The 17437-nt window shown below is 61.7% G+C and carries 18 protein-coding genes and 1 tRNA gene; 8 read left to right on the forward strand and 11 right to left on the reverse strand.

Annotated features, from left to right (window positions below; all coding sequences use genetic code 11):
• Positions 1-185 precede the first annotated feature (185 nt).
• Positions 186-827 carry a GNAT family N-acetyltransferase gene (locus tag DXC52_RS07935; RefSeq protein WP_117746832.1) on the forward strand — a complete coding sequence of 214 codons (642 nt, stop codon included), beginning with the start codon at positions 186-188 and terminating at the stop codon, positions 825-827.
• 141 nt (positions 828-968) lie between these two features.
• On the opposite strand, the gene DXC52_RS10010 is transcribed toward DXC52_RS07935, so the two are convergent.
• The gene (locus tag DXC52_RS10010) at positions 969-2912 is read right to left on the reverse strand and encodes a DUF2207 domain-containing protein (protein ID WP_158554620.1); all 1944 of its coding nucleotides are present in this window, start codon (positions 2910-2912) and stop codon (positions 969-971) included.
• A gap of 517 nt (positions 2913-3429) precedes the next feature.
• On the opposite strand from DXC52_RS10010, the gene gluQRS reads away from it, so the two are divergent.
• On the forward strand, positions 3430-4440 hold the full coding sequence (gene gluQRS, locus DXC52_RS07945; protein ID WP_255413403.1) for a tRNA glutamyl-Q(34) synthetase GluQRS: 1011 nt from the start codon (positions 3430-3432) through the stop codon (positions 4438-4440).
• Positions 4441-4455: 15 nt separating this feature from the next.
• Here the strand turns inward: gluQRS and DXC52_RS07950 are convergent, their stop codons facing one another.
• Complete coding sequence (locus DXC52_RS07950; protein ID WP_117746833.1) at positions 4456-5181, reverse strand: metallophosphoesterase; 726 nt, start codon at positions 5179-5181, stop codon at positions 4456-4458.
• Between the two features lie 85 nt (positions 5182-5266).
• Positions 5267-5506: a hypothetical protein gene (locus DXC52_RS07955; RefSeq protein WP_117746834.1), complete on the reverse strand. Its 240-nt coding sequence runs from the start codon at positions 5504-5506 to the stop codon at positions 5267-5269.
• 353 nt (positions 5507-5859) lie between these two features.
• Here DXC52_RS07955 and DXC52_RS07960 point away from each other — a divergent pair, with 353 nt between their 5' ends.
• From DXC52_RS07960 to DXC52_RS07970, 3 genes are read left to right on the forward strand one after another with little or no spacing between them, the layout of a single operon-like run.
• Positions 5860-6402: a DUF4342 domain-containing protein gene (locus DXC52_RS07960; protein ID WP_117746835.1), complete on the forward strand. Its 543-nt coding sequence runs from the start codon at positions 5860-5862 to the stop codon at positions 6400-6402.
• Positions 6403-6420: 18 nt separating this feature from the next.
• Entirely contained in the window at positions 6421-7200 is a 780-nt protein-coding gene (locus DXC52_RS07965; RefSeq protein ID WP_055310393.1) for a response regulator transcription factor, read from the forward strand.
• Positions 7184-8479 carry a cell wall metabolism sensor histidine kinase WalK gene (locus tag DXC52_RS07970; RefSeq protein ID WP_117746836.1) on the forward strand — a complete coding sequence of 432 codons (1296 nt, stop codon included), beginning with the start codon at positions 7184-7186 and terminating at the stop codon, positions 8477-8479. Before DXC52_RS07965 ends, DXC52_RS07970 begins: the two co-directional genes overlap by 17 nt.
• 75 nt (positions 8480-8554) lie before the next feature.
• Here the strand turns inward: DXC52_RS07970 and DXC52_RS07975 are convergent, their stop codons facing one another.
• The gene (locus DXC52_RS07975) at positions 8555-8929 is read right to left on the reverse strand and encodes a VOC family protein (protein ID WP_055310391.1); all 375 of its coding nucleotides are present in this window, start codon (positions 8927-8929) and stop codon (positions 8555-8557) included.
• Between the two features lie 11 nt (positions 8930-8940).
• Entirely contained in the window at positions 8941-9228 is a 288-nt protein-coding gene (locus tag DXC52_RS07980) for a PTS sugar transporter subunit IIB (protein WP_117564906.1), read from the reverse strand.
• A 163-nt stretch (positions 9229-9391) separates the two neighbouring features.
• Between DXC52_RS07980 and DXC52_RS07985 the strand changes: the two genes are divergently transcribed.
• The 3 genes from DXC52_RS07985 to DXC52_RS07995 all read left to right on the forward strand — a co-directional run bounded on the left by DXC52_RS07985 (position 9392) and on the right by DXC52_RS07995 (position 11691).
• Entirely contained in the window at positions 9392-10015 is a 624-nt protein-coding gene (locus DXC52_RS07985; protein WP_117746837.1) for a hypothetical protein, read from the forward strand.
• 31 nt (positions 10016-10046) lie between these two features.
• A tRNA-Leu gene (locus DXC52_RS07990) sits at positions 10047-10131 on the forward strand.
• A 258-nt stretch (positions 10132-10389) separates the two neighbouring features.
• Positions 10390-11691, forward strand: a complete 1302-nt coding sequence (locus DXC52_RS07995; protein WP_117746838.1) for an ATP-binding protein — start codon at positions 10390-10392, stop codon at positions 11689-11691.
• A gap of 118 nt (positions 11692-11809) precedes the next feature.
• On the opposite strand, the gene DXC52_RS08000 is transcribed toward DXC52_RS07995, so the two are convergent.
• The 6 genes from DXC52_RS08000 to larC all read right to left on the reverse strand — a co-directional run bounded on the left by DXC52_RS08000 (position 11810) and on the right by larC (position 17222).
• On the reverse strand, positions 11810-12811 hold the full coding sequence (locus DXC52_RS08000; protein ID WP_035137718.1) for a hypothetical protein: 1002 nt from the start codon (positions 12809-12811) through the stop codon (positions 11810-11812).
• Positions 12812-12831: 20 nt separating this feature from the next.
• Positions 12832-13596, reverse strand: coding sequence for a hypothetical protein (locus DXC52_RS10290; RefSeq protein WP_230308442.1), 765 nt, complete (start codon positions 13594-13596; stop codon positions 12832-12834).
• Positions 13597-13792: 196 nt separating this feature from the next.
• Positions 13793-15082 (reverse strand): phosphopyruvate hydratase, encoded by a 1290-nt coding sequence (eno, locus tag DXC52_RS08010; RefSeq protein WP_117746839.1) that lies wholly within the window; start codon positions 15080-15082, stop codon positions 13793-13795.
• Positions 15083-15271: 189 nt separating this feature from the next.
• Positions 15272-16132 carry a nucleoside triphosphate pyrophosphohydrolase gene (mazG, locus tag DXC52_RS08015; RefSeq protein ID WP_117746840.1) on the reverse strand — a complete coding sequence of 287 codons (861 nt, stop codon included), beginning with the start codon at positions 16130-16132 and terminating at the stop codon, positions 15272-15274.
• A gap of 2 nt (positions 16133-16134) precedes the next feature.
• Positions 16135-16683: a phosphodiesterase gene (gene yfcE, locus DXC52_RS08020; RefSeq protein WP_117746841.1), complete on the reverse strand. Its 549-nt coding sequence runs from the start codon at positions 16681-16683 to the stop codon at positions 16135-16137.
• A gap of 53 nt (positions 16684-16736) precedes the next feature.
• Positions 16737-17222, reverse strand: coding sequence for a nickel insertion protein (gene larC / locus DXC52_RS08025; RefSeq protein ID WP_229042063.1), 486 nt, complete (start codon positions 17220-17222; stop codon positions 16737-16739).
• Positions 17223-17437 lie beyond the last annotated feature (215 nt).

Genomic DNA, 17437 nt, shown 5'->3' on the forward strand with positions numbered 1-17437 from the left:
TGCGGGAACGGCCTGTCCGCCTAATGTGTTCGGCTGAGATCGGAAATCAACCAAAAGTTTGCGAGCGGAGGGGATGGGCACGGCACCGGGCACGGTGAGTTCATGGAACACAGGGGCACCATAATTCGATGCCAATGGCGTGGTAGAACTGTGCTCGATATGCATCCGCAAAAGAAAGAGGCACCATGGTCTCGCGGGTTCTCTACCGACCGTTTGATACCGAAGACTTCGACGCCATCGCGCTGATTCTGCAGCAGCTTTGGCATAACAATTCGGATAACGATGAGTACAACCGCCTTGAGGCCGCGTGCGACCTCGCCTATTGTCTTTCGTCGTCGACGTTTTCGCAGGTTGCCGTAATCGACGGTCAGGCGCGCGGCATTTCGCTCGCGCGTGCGGGACAAAGCTCCGGCGCCACCGTTAAGGAGCATTGGATGGATACCGAACGCGCGCTGCTATCGCAAATGCGCGAGCTGGAGCCCGATGCTTGCGCCGAGTATCTATCGTTTGTGCGCGCAACCATCCGAACCAACAACCGCCTGCTCGAGAGCAGCCCGTTGCCGCACGACAACGAGGTCACGCTGCTTGCCGTGGATCGCGATGTCCATGGTCTGGGCGTTGGCACGGTTCTGCTCGATGCCGCCGTCTCGCACCTGTCCTCGCTTGGAGCGACGAGGGCGCACCTGTACACCGACTCCAACTGCTCGTGGAAGTTCTACGAGCTGCACGGCTTTAAGCGCACGGCCACGCACCGCGCCAACCGCGAAGAGCGCCGTCACGACATGCCGCGCGAAAGCTTTCTCTACGAACTCGATCTAACAGCCTAAACCCAGCAGCCATACCTAGTCATTTAGGGATGTTCCCAGTGATTAGTCGTTGGGGACAGCCTTCGTAGGTAGCGCATAAAAATGGGATAGATTTTCCGCCAACAGTCGCCGGAGAAGATCCATCCCAAAAATCAGAGCGCGCTAGAACGTTCCGCCGCCGCCTCCGCCGACGCCGCCGCCTCCGCCGCCAGAGAAGCCGCCGCCTCCGCCGCCGCCCGAGCTGTCGGAGCTCGACGCCAGCTCACGGATGCTCTCGTGATACACGTCATCGAACGAATCGAGCGGAGACTCGATACCGTAATGATGGTAGTACCACCAGTAGCAGGGATAATTGTCATAGAAGCCGTCGGCCTCGCGCACCTCGGGCGGCACGGCCTCGGCAAGCTGACGCAGCACTTCCTTGGAAACACCCAGCGCCACGCCCATCACCAGCAGCTTGTTCCACAGCACCAGATCGCCGGGGACGGCTTCCTTTAGACGCGTGAAGTCCTCGAGCCAATGCTTGAGCGCCTTGCAGCGAGCCGCCACCTCGGCGCCCTCCGGCGTAAAGCGGCGGAACGTAAGGCCCACGCCGATACCCACCAGCACAATCGGCACCGAGATAACCGCGGCGGTAATGTTCGTCTGTGCGCCATCGGTAAAGAAGATAGATCCCACGGGAACAAAGGCAATCAGGATACCAAGAACCAGGCAAGACACCATTGCAACAATGCCGTCCGAGGCAACGTACTCGCTATCGGCCAACTTGCCCTTAACGGTGTTCTGATAGTCCTCGAGCTTATCGCCCACGGGCGTAGCGTGCTGCTTGACGTAGTGCTGCAGCTCGTCAAACGTGCGCGAGCGATCGCCGTTCTCGTCAGGCTTAGCACCGGCAAAGAAGACCTTGAGCACCATGTGGTCAATGCCCTTGGCCGACTTCCAGCCCGCATCGCTCACCGTCACGCGATACGTCTGCTCTTCTTTTTCACGCCCCAACAGACCCTTCTTGGCCTTGGTCACGGTCGCCTGCTCCAGCTTGATCACACGGTCGTCAGTGAGCTTCATGAGCGTGGCGATATATGCCTGATCGGGCACCTCGTTCCAGCTCATGAGGGCCGAAAGCACGGCGGGATGGTCGGCCGAGGGCACATCGCGGAAATATTCGTCCTGGAAAAGCGGCTTGGGCTTGCGCTTGCGCAGCTTGAGCATAACGATTGTGCCGGTAAAGGCCACCGCCGCAACAACACTTAGCACGGCAAGTGCATTGGCAATTATGCGAGCGTGAGCGCGGCGGGCGTTAGCTTCGTCGGCCCATTCCTTCTCTTCGCTCAGGATCGTTGACATGCGCTCTTCGCCCGAGGTGGCAAGCTGCGGCACCCAGTCGCTGGGGAAGGCGATGCGTGCCTCGGCGAATTCGCCCTGATGCACGCAGGGAATGGTATAGGTGACCATGGGCTCGTCCTCATCGAGCGACACGTCGCCCGCCAGCGGACCGTGGCCCCATGCGCGGAAGTTATCGCCTTTGACGGCCGCCGTCCCGGCAGCGGCATTTGCGAAGCGCACTTCCATCTCGACATCGTCGGAATCCGCAGACCAGCCGTCGCCCACGAACTTCCAGTAGAGCTCGGCGGTATCGGCCCAGTTCATAACCGCACCGGTCATGGTGTAGCTCACGTAATAGATCGCGCTGTCGCCGCTCTCGTGGGGGCTGAACACCTTAATCCTTACGCCGTCACCGGCCTGCTCGACCGTGTAGACGCCAGAATCGCCCTTGTTCGCGCTATCGACTTTGTTAAACGCGGTGTCCCCTTCCTCGACACTCAGCACATCGACGCCCGCCGTGCCACCCTGCTGGTTGGTACCCGTATTAATCTCCCAAAACACGCCGTTGATGTCGTCATCGAAATCAAACTGGCGCCCCTCGACAACGGTCAGCGATCCATCGGCCTCGACCGTGGCACTGATGTAGGTTTGGGTCATGGAATACCCGTCGGCACGTGCAACGGCGGGCAACAGCAGCAGCGCGCACGCGACGAGCGCGCAAATGGAAGCAAATCGCGCAAACGGGCAGCGCTGCCGACAGGTCTTGGCAACGGGGGCGTTCATAGGCACATCCTTTGTCTGTGATACCAGTAGCGTCATTGTCCCACGTTTGCGGGTTCATGTGACGAACATCTAGGTCAGCGGAGTATCAAACGGGACGAAAGTCACGCCCGCGGCCGGCACCTGGGGACGTTCCTTATCTGCCGGCAATCTGGGACACTCCTTGGCATAGCCCGCTCCGGCAATAGATACCACTTCATAGCTCCGTCACAGGTGTAGCGGCTTTGTGTGGGCGCGGCGTGAGCCGATTAAGCCGGCGAGCGAGGGGCATAAAGCAGTTGAGCGAAAACGGTTTGCCCCTTTGCCGTTCGCTTGAGGATCATGTCCCCCTTTTCCGCGGAAACCCCGGCAGTTGCGAAGAGCTGCCGGGGTTTCTGTCGTTTGAGGGGTTGAAGGGGCTGAGCTTGGGGCGGCAATCGAGGTGTTGAGTCGGTGCCCGCCGCGCACAACACGCAGCCTCGGCAACTCGCGAGCATCGACGACGCCCCCCCCCACCTCACCCCGCGCTATACTCGTCCGCATGGATATCAAAACACGCAACATAGCAACGCCCGCCGCGGACGCGCCAGCGACGCCACCCGCCTCCGCCCCCGCGCCCGTCGTGGGCCGTTTCGCCCCGTCGCCCTCGGGCCGCATGCACCTGGGCAACGTGTTCAGCTGCCTGTGCTCGTGGCTTTCGGCCCGCAGCCAGGGCGGCAGCATCGTGCTGCGCATCGAGGACCTGGACGATCGCTGCAAGCGCCCGGAACTTGCCGCTCAACTGATTGACGATCTGACCTGGCTAGGGCTCGAGTGGGACGAAGGCCCCTACTACCAGCACGATCGCCTGGATCTGTACGAGGACGCCCTGCGCCAGCTACAAGACGCCGGCCTCACCTATCCCTGTTTTTGCACGCGTGCCGAACTCCACGCCGCGAGCGCGCCGCACGCCAGCGACGGCACGCCCATCTACCGCGGCGCCTGCCGAAACCTTTCTGCCGAGGAGGTTGCCCGCCGCAGCGCCCTGCGCGCTCCGGCCACGCGCCTGCGCGTGCCCGCCGTCGACGACCTCGCCGGCGACGTGATCGAATTCGTGGACCGCACGTACGGAGCCCAATGCGAGGCACTCGCCACCGAGTGCGGCGACTTTTTGGTCCGCCGCAGCGACGGCGTGTTTGCCTATCAGCTAGCCGTGGTGGTCGACGACGCCGCCATGGGCGTCACCGAGGTCGTGCGCGGATGCGACCTGCTGGGGTCCACGCCGCGCCAGATCTACCTGCAGCATCTACTGGGACTGGCCACGCCGCGCTACGCGCACATTCCGCTGCTCATGTCGCCGGACGGCCGCCGCCTTTCCAAACGAGACCGCGATCTGGACCTGGGCGAGCTCCGCGCCCGCTTTGGCACGCCCGAGGCATTGCTAGGATGGCTCGCCGGGCAAACGGGCATCGCGCCGGGCACCACGCCGCGCTCTGCCGAGCAGCTGGTCGAGCACTTTAGCTGGGATGTTATCCGCGCGCATCGGGAGAACATCACTGTAACGGTCGAGTAGCCAGCCATCCCGCCTCTACGCAACATCCCAGGACTGGAGTTCGTCGCCCAGGCGAACGATGCAGTCGTAGAGCACGGTATGGCGCTCGGCCGGGTTGGCATCACGATGAAAATGCCCGTAGTACCAGCGCTTGTAGTCCAAGCGATCTTCCAGCTCATCGAAAAACGCCGTAAGCCGATCAACGGCGGGGCAATTCCAGCCGGGCGCCGGATAGAGCGTGGGCGAAAGCATGCGCGTAGAGCAGGTGTGGGTGATCACGTAGTCGACCTTCCAGCCCACGCTGTCGAGCTTTGTCCGCGCCTCCTCAAAGTTGCGCTCGTCCGGCAGCTCCTGCGGCCACCAGCTGGAATACGGAATGCGGTATTCCTTGTCCACGCTCGTGGCGCCGCCCATGGTAAGGATCGTTGAGCCGTCGAGTTCAAAAACCTCGCCGCGCGTCAGGCGCCGTATGGGCGAGGTATCCGACAGGCGCTGCGTCAGTCCACCGTGCCACAACTCCATGGGTCGCTCCGCCCAGTGATCGAAACGCTCGTGGTTGCCGTCGACGAACAGCACGGTATAGGGGCGCGACTCCAGCCAGGCGATATCGGCGCACTCCTCGGCAGAGAAATCCCAGGGAAAGCCAAAGTCGCCGGCGACGATGAGACAGTCGTCACTCGTCAGACTATCCCCAAGCTCCCAGTCGCGCAGCTTTTGCATGTCGAGCCCACCGTGAATGTCGCTCGTCACATAGACCGTCATCGGATCACCACTTCCCTGCAAGTCGCTAGCCCGCATTCTGCACGATTACTAAGCTAACCGTTCCAGCCCTTCCATCCCTTAGGGCTTACCCCTCGTTCTTCCATCCAAACGGGTCAAGCACCCAAAAAACCAGATCGAGCACGCCGCCGGTCATCATGGCGCCGGCAAGGGCCATGCAAACATGCAGAGAACTGGCACTTCGGAGCACGTCGAATGGCCCCAGAACAGCCAGCAGCGCGACCGCTGCGCCGGCTACGCACAGCGCGAGGCACGGCCCCGCGTCCTTGACGCACTTCTTTGCGAGATGCTTGGTGTTATCACTCATCGATATCGAACTCCTTAGAGGACCGTTGTTTGGGTACATGCCACCGCGGCAGAGCAGGGCGGCAGGGTAAGTGTCACATGTCGTGCGGACATCAATGGAGAAACCGCCTGCTCGACCAACCTTTGACGCCGTTTTGCACCGGCACCACATCCCCCGCTATCGAGGTCTAATACTTTTCCCACCGCTACCCAAAAACTCATCCAACATTAATCTTGGCTCAAGAATCGCTTAATCTATAACCTGCACTATAGAGTTCGACCAAGGGCGGGGCGGCGCCACGCAGGCCGCCGAACGCAACGCTCGCGCCCGGGCAGATCGCCCGGCGTCGCGCCCATCGAACGAAAGGACAGGTCATGGACGACCTCGAAAAAGTTGAAACCATCCGCACCAAGTGCAACGTGAGCTACACCGATGCCAAGGCGGCGCTCGACGCCGCCGACGGCAACGTTTTGGACGCCATCATTTGGCTCGAGTCGCAGGGCAAGACCCAGACCACATCAGCGCATGCCGCCACCGAGTCTGAGCCGGTCGATGAGCCCTCGGCCGAGATGATCGCCGCGCAGGCCGCCTACGAAAAGTCGAGCGAAAAGACCGACTTCTCCAAGAAGATGGACAGCGTATGGGAGTACCTCAAAAAGCTCTTCCGCCTGAGCCTGGACACCAAGTTTATCGCCACGCGCCGCGATGCGATCATCCTCAACATCCCCATCCTGATCCCCATCATCGCCCTGTTTGCCTGGGGCGCTACGATTTGGCTAATGCTGATTGGCCTGTTCTTTGGCATGCGCTACCGCATCGACAGCGACGGCGACGTGCCCGGCAGCATCAACAACCTTATGAATCACGCCGCCGATGCCGCGGACGACATCAAGCAAAATCTGAACGACGACAAGTAATCGCAAACGGGGGCACGCATGGCACGGATCCTGATCGTAGAGGACGAGGAGAAAATCGCCCGCTTTGTGACGCTCGAGCTGGAGCACGAGGGCTACCAGGTGGAACACGCCGCCGATGGCCGCACCGCCGTGGACCTGGCGCTGGAGCGCAACTACGATCTTATTCTGCTCGATGTGCTGTTGCCGCAGCTCAACGGCATGGAGGTCCTGCGGCGCGTCCGCAAGCACAAGGATGTGCCGGTGATAATGGTCACCGCGCGCGATGCCGTGATGGACAAGGTGGCCGGGCTCGATGCCGGCGCCGACGATTACCTGACCAAGCCGTTTGCGATTGAGGAGCTGTTCGCACGGATCCGCGTGGCGTTGAAGCGCTCGGAGGCCGTGCGGGCGGCTTCAGGCGTTGGCGGCATCGGGACGGGCGCGGCAGGCGGCACGGGTGTCGGCGCCACTGCGATGCCCCCGGTCAGTGACTCGACCCAGGTTTCCGCCTCGCTCTCCCCCGCCACGCTCGCCGTGGGCTCGGTTGCGCTCGACCCCGACCGCCGCGAAGTCACGGTCGGCGGCTCGCCCATTGCGCTCACGGCCCGCGAGTTCGATGTCCTCGCCCTGCTTATGGCGCATGCCGAGACCGTGCTCACGCGCGAACGCATCGCGCACGAAGCGCTGGGCTACGAATACATGGGCGACACCAACAACGTCGACGTGCACATCGCGCATCTACGCGCCAAGATCGAGGACGCCGGCGGCGTCCGCATCATCCAGACCGTGCGCGGGGTGGGCTATGTCTGCCGCGCGTAACGCCGAGGCCAAGCGCGTCACCTCCATCGCCCGCGCCATCAACTGGAGCTATATGTGGCGCCGCCTAATGAGCTACGTTTGGCTCGACCTGCTGCTAGTAGTGATTGTGGCGGCGATCCTTGTCTATGGATACAACCAGACGCTGCCCAACGGCGCGTTTACCGCAGGATGGATCCCCGGCGCCACCGTTCACGGCATGTCGCTGACGCCCGCGCGCGGCTGGGACCTGACAACGCTCACCTATACCGTCGAGCTTGCGCGCACCACCAAGACTTTCCCCCTCGCGCAGGACCTCGTCGCGCTATGGCCTCTCTACCTTGTCGTTGTGGGTTGGCAGGTCATCAGCGTGCTCAACATGCTCGGCGGTGCCCGCCGTGTGCGCCGTACCATGGCACCGCTCAACGACTTGGCACTGCGCGTGGACGAACTCGGCCGCATGCAACTCGCCGGCGGCAAAATGGAGACACTGGAGCAGGCCATCGAGCGCGCAAGCGTCGACTCGCCGAGCGTCACCACCGGCGACGCCGACCTGGCAAGCATCGAGGTCGCGCTCAACCGCCTGCTGCGCCAGATGCAAGAGGCAAAGCTGCAGCAGATGCGCTTTGTCAACGATGCAAGCCACGAGCTACGCACGCCCATCGCGGTGATTCAGGGCTACGTAAACATGCTCGACCGCTGGGGCAAAAACGACCCGGACGTGCTGGCAGAATCCATCGCGTCCCTTAAAGCCGAAAGCGAGCACATGCAAGAGCTTGTGGAGCAGCTGCTGTTTTTGGCACGCGGCGATGCCGGACGCACCGTACTGCGGCGCGCGAATACCAACCTGGCCGCGCTGGTCGGCGAGGTATGCGAGGAATCGCAGATGATCGATACCGAGCACACGTATCGACTGGCCTTTGACGCTGTGCTTGTCAGCGACCCGCGCTGCGACGCGCCCGTTGACGTGGCGCTCGTGAAGCAGGCTCTGCGCGTGATCGTGCAAAACGCCGCCAAGTACTCGGATGCGGGAACGACCGTCACATTTGGCATAACGCCGGATGCGGGCGCGGGCACGATCGACATAAGTGTTGAGGACGAGGGCATCGGCATGAACCAGGAATCCGCAGCTCACGCGTTCGAGCGGTTCTACCGTGCCGACAACGCGCGCGATGCCGGCGCACAGGGTTCGGGTCTGGGGCTTGCGATCGCCAAGTGGATCGTCGACAGCCACGGCGGCGTCATCGGTGTGACCTCGGTCGAAGGGGTCGGCAGCCGCTTTACGATTCGCCTGCCACGATAGGAAGCCCCTCGGCATAAATAAAGGGATAGGGCCACGCGGCCCTATCCCTTTTTGCCAGCTATGGCAGCTTGTGCGCTACTCGCGGCACAGGTGCACGGCGAAACCGGCGAACTCGCGCTTAAAATACACGAGCTTGGTGCCGCCGTCGGGCAGCAGCGCGCGCGACTCTTCGTTGACCTCGAGCCCGCGCTCGGCAAACCACTTCTCAGCTGCATCGATGTCGTTAACGGCAAAGCCGATGTGGCCTTTGGTGCCACGACCGTTCTGCTTCATGATCTCGACCAGCGAATCGTTGAAGTACGAAACCGGGGTCTCGATGACGGGCAGGCCCATCATCGTCGAGAACAGCTCCGCGATCTCCAGGGCGTCTGCCGGGTCGGTGGCGTTAATGCCCACATGGGCAACGCGCATACCAAAGAGCTCTACCGGGTTGGCGTTCTGCTCACTCATGCAGTCAGCGCCTACTGAGCCATGACGTCGAGAACGGCCTTCTCGGCGGCAACGCGGTTCATGCCGGTCATGAAGGGCACGCCACTCACGTACGGGCAGGTGAGGCCCTCGGGGGCAACGGTGGTGGCGATCAGCAGGTCGGCGCCCTCGTCGCAGTAGTCCTTGGCCTCGGAGATGGCGCACTGCACAATCTCATACTTGCCGGCGTAACCGTTGGCGTCGAGCAGGGTGGCGACCTTCTGGGCAACGAGCGTGGAAGTAGCAGCGCCAGCACCGCAAGCCAAAACGATCTTCTTCATAGGTAATGTCTCCCTTCATGGTTTACTTTAGGTAAGTGTACCGCAGCGAGCGATGGCACTCGGCCTCGATGAGCTTTTATGCCAGTTTGCTTTCGCGCTGCGTATAATACATCTAGTACATGTTGTCATACCGCTCGCTTTATGAGCGACTAAGGACCCTAATATGCCCGATTCTCGCACACTCTGGACCGCCGTCGTTATCATCTGCATCGCCGTGTCGGTGTTCTTTAGCGTCAAAAAACGCACCACGTTTAAACGCCTGCAGCAGCTCATGGCCGCCAAGCAGTGGGACGAGTTCGATCGTTTGCTCGACGGCAAACTCACCAGCATGCTGTACCCGCGCTACAACCGCGACTACCTGCGCCTGAACTCCTATCTGCTGCGCGAGGACCATAAGCGCGCCGACGAGATGTTCGACCTGCTGCTGGGACTCAACCTGCCCAAGATGCAGCGTGTCGACCTGGTCATTAAGGCCTTTAACTACTACGTTGGCCAGGAGGACCGCAAAAAGTCCAAGGAGCTGCTGCACGAGATCAAGGGCTTTGAGGGCGGTCAGGCCGAGGCAGTCGCACACGAGTGCCAGCTGATGTACGACACGATGATCCTCAAGCGCCACAACGATATTCCCGAGCTGGAGCGCATGCTCAAGGAGGCCGGTGACGACAAGGTCAAGAGCTGCCGCCTGGAATACCTGCTGGCCCTGCAGTACCAAAACAAGGGTGACGAAGCCAAGTTCCAGGAGTTCCTGGAGAAGTCGGGCCAACACTCGATGGCCGTCAACGCGTAACGGACGGCTTGTGCTAGACTTCTAGTCTCACGGGGGCGTGGCGGAATTGGCATACGCAGGAGACTTAAAATCTCTCGCCGCAAGGATTGTGGGTTCGAGTCCCACCGCCCCTACCATATGGAGCTTGCGAGCCCGTGTTCCCCAGGGATGCGGGCTCGTTTCCTTTGGACGCCGTCAACTGCAGAGCAGCTCATTTGGGACGGGGCTTTTTTGACTACTTTTTCCGCCCACCCAATGAGTTTCCTACCACATTTTCCGATGGAAAAACGTGGTTGTCTCGCACATTTTCCGATGGAAAAACGTGGTTGTCTCGCACATTTTCCGATGGAAACACCCAAATGGCCTTATACTAACCGAGAGGGTTGGGAGGCAATATGCAGCGACAGCTTATGAGCGAACTTATCGCTTGGAAATCAAGGACGAATCGCAAACCTCTCTTGCTTAAGGGAGCCCGCCAGACAGGAAAGACTTGGCTTCTTAACGAATTCGCAAGCCAGCAGTATCGAAACGTCATTCGTTTTGACTTTATGCTCGAGCCGAGCACACGCTCGCTGTTCGATGGGGACCTCGACCCCAAGCGCATCATCTCCCAGATAGAACTCCTACGTGGCCAAACTGTAACGCCAGCAGACACGCTCATCATCTTCGACGAGATCCAAGAGGCCCCGCGCGGGATCACCTCGCTCAAGTACTTCAACGAGCTTGCACCCGAATACCACATCGTAGCAGCCGGTTCCTATATGGGCCTCGCGCTCCGACGCGAAAATGAGTCATTTCCCGTCGGCAAAATCGACCAGCTCACCATGCGTCCCATGGGGTTCGCCGAGTTCGTTCGTGCCGTCGACGGCGACCCGCTCGCCGACGCCATCCTTGCCGCAGACATGAACCTTCTAGCAAACGTTACCGAAAAGCTCGAACACTTGCTCAAGGAATACCTTGTTGTCGGCGGTATGCCCGAAGTTGTCTCCGCTTTCGCCGAGACACGCGACTTCATCGAAGCCCGAAGGCTTCAGCAGCAAATCATCGAGGCTTACGAATCCGATTTTGGCAAACATGCACCCGCCCGCATCATCGAGCGCATGAGGTTGGTTTGGAAATCCCTTCCCGGCCAGCTTGCCAAAGAGAACAAGAAGTTTGTCTATGGCGCCCTTCGCCCCGGAGCGCGCGCACGCGATTTTGAGGAAAGCCTCCAGTGGCTCACGGACTACGGAATCGTTCATAAGGTGCCACGTGTTTCCGCTCTAAAGGCGCCGCTCTCGAGCTACGAAGACCTCTCGGGCTTCAAACTGTTCTGCATCGACACCGGCATCCTCGGAGCGCTCTCCGGTCTCTCTCCGGCCATCGTTCTTAACGGATCCGCTGTTTTTACCGAGTTCAAAGGTTCGCTGACCGAACAATACGTCGCGCAGGAGCTTTTGCTCCAGGACAAAACTCCCGCGTATTGGTCCTCTACCTCTGGCAATGCCGAAACCGACTTTGCCATCGACCATGCGGGAACCGTGCTTCCGCTTGAGGTCAAGGCGGCAGAGAACCTTAAAGCGAAGAGTCTGAAAATAGCCTGCGAAAAATTCAAGCTCGAGCGTTGCGTGAGGAGCTCCCTGGCGGCATATAGAGACGAGGGCATGCTCGTCAATATTCCGCTTTGGGAGATTGGGCAAATCGACAAGCTGGCATAGGCGCTGTGGGGACGCCCCGCAAGGACTGTCCCCAGGTGCCGGCTGTTGAGTTGCGGTGGAATAGGGACTGTTTGGCGCCCGAAAGGGCGATTTTAGTCCGTATTTCACCGCAACTTATTTAGAGGGCGCTGAGGCTGGGAGTCCATGCGATGGTGGGAGTCGCGCCGTCGAGGGTCTCGTTGATGGTGGCGGCCATACCGGCGAGGAGGCTGTTCTCGCTTACGGTGAGCATGTCGTAACCGCCGGCACGCATGAGCTCGCGGATCACCACGGCGCCAGCCAGAATCACGCCCGCGCGTTTGGGCTGTACACCCGGTAGCGCGGCGATACCCTCCACATCCAGCGTAGATATACGATCGATGGCGGCCGAGATCTGCTCCATCGAAAGCTCGCGCAGGTGCACAAAGCTCGAGTCGTACGGCTCCAGTTCGTGGATCAGCGCCACGAGCGTGGTGACGGTACCGCCCACCGCGACGAGGCGCTCGGCGCGCTCAAAGTCGACAGGCAGGCCCTCAAAATAGGCGGAGAACTGCTCGCTCGCCCACGCGGCGGCAACCGCAAGCTCATTCGTCGACGGCGGCAGCGCAGAGAAAAACCGCTCCGTCACGCGACGGCAACCGATGTCCAGTGAGCGCGTTCCCTCCAGCGCAAAGACCCCGCGCTCAGGCGCATAGACGCCCGTCGCGAGCTCCGTGGAGCCACCGCCCGAATCGGCGACGATGATGCGCTCGCCAGCAAAGTCGTGTGCCACGCCAAAAAACGTCAGGCGCGCCTCAACCTCGCCCGGAATCACCTGCGGTTCGAGCCCCAGATCGCGCAGACCGTCCAGCAGCAGCGCGGCATTGGACGCATCGCGCGCGGCACTCGTGCAGGTGGTGCAGACGCACGCGGCCCCAAAGGTACGGGCTTCGTCCACAAACATGCGGCACGCAACGAGCACGCGCTCAACGGCCGCCTCGCAAAAGCGCCCCGTCGCGTCCACGCCCTCGCCCAAGTCGGTGATCTCGGTATGCTTGGACGATTCCACGATCGCCCCGGCCTCGACCTGCGCCAACACCAGTCGCGACGACACCGTTCCCAGGTCGATCGCGGCCACCTTATAGCATTTGCAATTTGTCATTGCGAGCTCCCCTCCGGGCGCTATTTGCCGTTGGACACGACCGTCTGACCCTCGACGCCGTTAAACCCAAACAGCATGTCGAGCGCTTGGATGTACCATGGCGCGTCCTTGCCGACTTCTTCGATCTCCTTGGCCACCTCGCTGGCCTTCTTGGCGTTCGACGACTTCTTTTCAGCCGACGACGAGTCCGAATCGCCGTCCAGGCCCTGCACTTCAATCCTCTTCTCGCCGGGCATCACCAGGCCCAGGTCCTCGGATGCCGCGTCCTTGATACCCTCCTCCGAGAGCAGCTTGTCGACGCTTTTTTGCAGCTCATCATTGTATTGCTGGCGAATCTCGACCTGCTTGGCCAAGATATCGCTCGAACGCTTTGCCACGTACAGGTCGCGCACGGGGAAATACAGGCTCACGAGCACCAGGGCAACGACGATGCCGATGAATAGCCCTCGCTGAGGACCGTGGGTAAAGTCGTAGATCGCCTTGACCACCGCGTTGTCGTTGGCGTAGTGCATAAAGTCCGAGCCCGAAAGACGGTTCGAGGGCCTGCTCGACCTATCGTGCGTTTGAGCCGACGAGCGCTGAGCATGCGACGAACGTGCCGGGCGCACTGGTCCATCTGTCGAAGTATTCACTTGAGCATTGGGGCGCGAGGTACTTGTCGGGCGCTGTATGGAGCGGTCGGCGCCGGCGTAGGCGGACCCACCGAGCTGCACCGTGCGCGCACGGCGAGGTGACGGCTCACGCGAACCGGCGGAATAGTACCTGTTGTCGTAAATCTGATCCATGTGCGCCTTGTGCGGTTGAGGTTTGTTTGCGCTAAGTCTTTTAGTTATAGCACGAGTGCGCGCACCGCCTTCGGCGGCCCTTGCTCGACATAAAAAAGGCGCTGAGCCATATGGCCCAGCGCCCAATGGTGCTCAACAGTGCCCGACGGGAGCAAGGCGAATCCGAGTCAGCCCCGCCCCCGCACACGCCGCTTGCCTAGCGAATGTTGTAGAACGCGGCCTTGCCGGCGTAGCGCGCGCTGCCCTCGAGCTCGTCCTCGATACGGATGAGCTGGTTGTACTTGGCAATACGGTCGCTGCGGCACGGGGCGCCCGACTTGATCTGGCCGGCATTGACGCCCACGACCAGGTCGGCGATCGTGGAATCCTCGGTCTCGCCGGAACGGTGGCTCACGATGCAAGCGTAGCCGGCCTCCTTGGCGATTTCGATGGCCTCGAGCGACTCGGTGAGCGTGCCGATCTGGTTGACCTTGACCAGGATCGCGTTGGCGGCGCCCAGCTCGATGCCCTTCTTGAGGCGCTCGGTGTTGGTGACGAACAGGTCGTCGCCCACCAGCTGCACCTTGTTGCCAATGCGACGGGTGAGCTCGACCCAGCCGTCCCAATCCTCCTCGGCCATGCCGTCCTCGATGGAGATGATGGGATAGGTGTCGACGAGCTTCTCCCAGTAATCAACCATCTGGGCGCTCGTGTACTCCACGCCTTCGCCCTTGAGCTCGTACATGCCAGTCTCGGCGTTGTAGAACTCGGTCGATGCCGGATCCATGGCGTACATGAAGTCGACACCGGGCTTAAAGCCGGCCTTCTCGACGGCCTTGGTGATGTACTCGAACGGCTCGGCATTGGTCTTGAGGTTGGGCGCGAAACCGCCCTCGTCGCCCACGCCGCCGCCCAGGCCGGCCTCGTGCAGCACGCCCTTGAGGGTGTGGTAGACCTCGGCGCACCAGCGCAGGCCCTCGGCAAAGCTCGGGGCGCCCACCGGCATGATCATGAACTCCTGGAAGTCGACGTTGTTGTCGGCGTGCACGCCGCCGTTGAGGATGTTCATCATGGGCGTGGGCAGCAGATGGGCGTTGACACCGCCCAGGTACTGGTACAGCGACAGGCCCGCCGACTCGGCTGCGGCGCGGGCAACGGCCAGCGACACGCCTAGGATGGCGTTGGCGCCGAGCTTGGTCTTGTTGGGCGTACCGTCCGCGGCGATTAGCGCGGCATCGACGGCGCGCTGATCGAAGGCGTCGAGGCCTACGACGGCATCGGCGCACTCGTTGTTGACGTGCTCGACGGCCTGCGAGACGCCCTTGCCCAGATAGCGGCCCTTGTCGCCGTCGCGCAGCTCACAAGCTTCGAAAGCGCCGGTCGAAGCGCCCGAAGGCACCATCGCGCGACCGAAGCTGCCGTCCTCGAGCACGACCTCGACCTCGACGGTGGGGTTGCCGCGGCTGTCGAGCACCTCGCGACCGTAAACATCCAAAATATCGCTCATGTTGTCTCCCTCTCACTTGGAAACGAGTTGAATGCTTGGCGACGCGGCTTACACGCTGCAGCGGCGCGAAGGTTCATAAGTTAGCCTTGTCGCACTTTTTGCATTATGCCCTAAGTTAGCCAAGCGATACAATCTTTTTAAAAAAATAATGGGGCGATGGGACAAGTCCGTCCCGTCGCCCCCGCAGTCTTACTCCTCTGCCTTTGCGGCATCCCAGAGGTCGTTGAGGCCATGGGTCGAAAGCTCGGCAAGATCCACGTGGGCATCAGCCGCCATCTGCTCCATCGCAGCCCAGCGACGGCGAAACTTGGCCGTGCTCGCGCGCAGGGCGCTCTCGGCGTCGATACCCTCCTTGCGCGCAACGTTGACCAGGGCAAAGAGCAGGTCGCCAAACTCCATCTCGCGCTCGGGCGAGCCGGGAGCCTCGGCCTCGAACTCGGCGCGCTCCTCGGCGACCTCGTCCCACACGTCCTGGACCGTCTCCCACTCAAAACCCACGGCAGCCGCCTTGCGCGACACCTTCTGAGCCTGCATCAGCGCCGGCAGGTGCGTGGGCACGCCGTCGAGCAGGCCCTCGGGCGCGGCCTCGCCTGCCGCCACGGCCTTGTCCTTGGCGGCCTTCTCGGCAAGCTTGACCTCGTCCCAAATCTTGAGCACCTCGTCAGAGTTATCGGCATCCACATCGCCAAACACGTGCGGGTGACGACGGATGAGCTTGGCGTCGATATCGCGCGCCACATCGGCCAACGTAAACTCACCGGCGTCCGCCGCGATCTGCGCATGCAACACTACCTGCATGAGCACGTCGCCGAGCTCTTCGCGCAGATGCGCCGCGTCGTCGGTCTCGATGCAATCGAGCGCCTCGTAGGCTTCCTCGATCATGTTCTTGCCAATGCTGCGGTGCGTCTGTTCGCGGTCCCACGGGCAGCCATCGGGCTGACGCAGACGCCAGATGGTCTGCACCAGATGCTGCAGCTCGGCCGACGCGTCGACCAGCGTGGACAGATCGCGCGAGCCCTCGGCATTTTGCTGAGCCATGTGCTGCGCCATGGTTATTCCTCCTCCAGGATCACGTGGCGGAACGCACCGCCCTCGTAGATGCCGTAGCTGTGCGTGCCGTCCTTGGGGATGCTCACGCTGCCGGGGTTGAAGAGCCACAGGCCCGGGTGCGCCTCGCTTGCCTCGTTAACCTTGATGTGCGTGTGACCGTAGACGAGCGCGGAGCCCTCGGGCAACGCGGGCGCGTGGTCGACGCTGTTGTGCATGCCGGCGCCAAAGACGTGGCCGTGCGTCAGGAACAGCTCGCGGCCGGTCTCGTCGAACAGCGTGGCGTAGTCGGCCATGACGGGGAAGTCGAGCACCATCTGGTCGACCTCGGCGTCGCAGTTGCCGCGCACCGCGATGATGCGGTCGGCTAGGGCGTTGAGCAGCGGAATCACGCGCTTGGGAGCATAGTCGCGCGGCAGGTCGTTGCGCGGACCGTGGTAGAGCAGGTCGCCCAGCAGAACGATGCGGTCGGGCTGCTCGGACTCGATGGCGATGGCCAGGCGCTCGGTCCAGTATGCCGAGCCGTGGATGTCGGAGGCGATGAGGTATTTCATGGTGGTCCTTTCGGTGAGGTTGATGGGGTGGGTGTGGCGCGTCGCCGACCGTGTCACTCAAATTGCAGAGCCGCGGCTTGTGCTGCCTGCATCACGCGCTGGAGCGGCACACCGTGCTCGCAGGCAAGGCGGGCGCAGTCCTCGTACTCGGGCGCTGCACGCTCGCTGCCGTCGGGCAGGGTGGCCACCTTGACGGACACCTCACCCCATGGCGTCGTCACCTGCTCAAAGCGGCGTGGCAGGCAAACGCGTTCCATGACCTGGCGACGAATGCCGTTGGTCGTGGTTTCCAAGAAGATGATCGTCTGCAGGCGCTCGATATCCCCGTAGGTGCAGATTACCTGCAGCTGCCAGCCGGGGCGGCCTTTCTTGCAATAAACGGGCAGCCAGTGCACCTCGCGCGCACCGGCCTCGCGCAGGCGGTCGGCGGCGTAGGCGAGTACCTCGGGCGACGCATCGTCGATGTCGCATTCCAGCTTGACGATGGTCTCGGGCGCATCGGTCTCGCGAGACAGCGGAGATTTGCTATCGCATGGCATACGGTCCGGCTCCTTTCCGCACGGGCTCGTTTTGTTCATCCAAACGCTAGCACATCGCGGGCGGCGCAGGGGCGGCGTCATGGGATAGGTGCGACTTTTGCTGGGCGCAAGTGCTGGCGCGCTCCAACGCCGGCCCGCTCCACTCAAACGTGTACGTCAGCCTCCAAACATGTCATTTTTTGCAGCTTTTGGAGGCTAATGTACATGTTTTGAAA

The organism is Collinsella sp. TF05-9AC (assembly GCF_003438495.1).
Classification (GTDB): Bacteria; Actinomycetota; Coriobacteriia; order Coriobacteriales; family Coriobacteriaceae; genus Collinsella.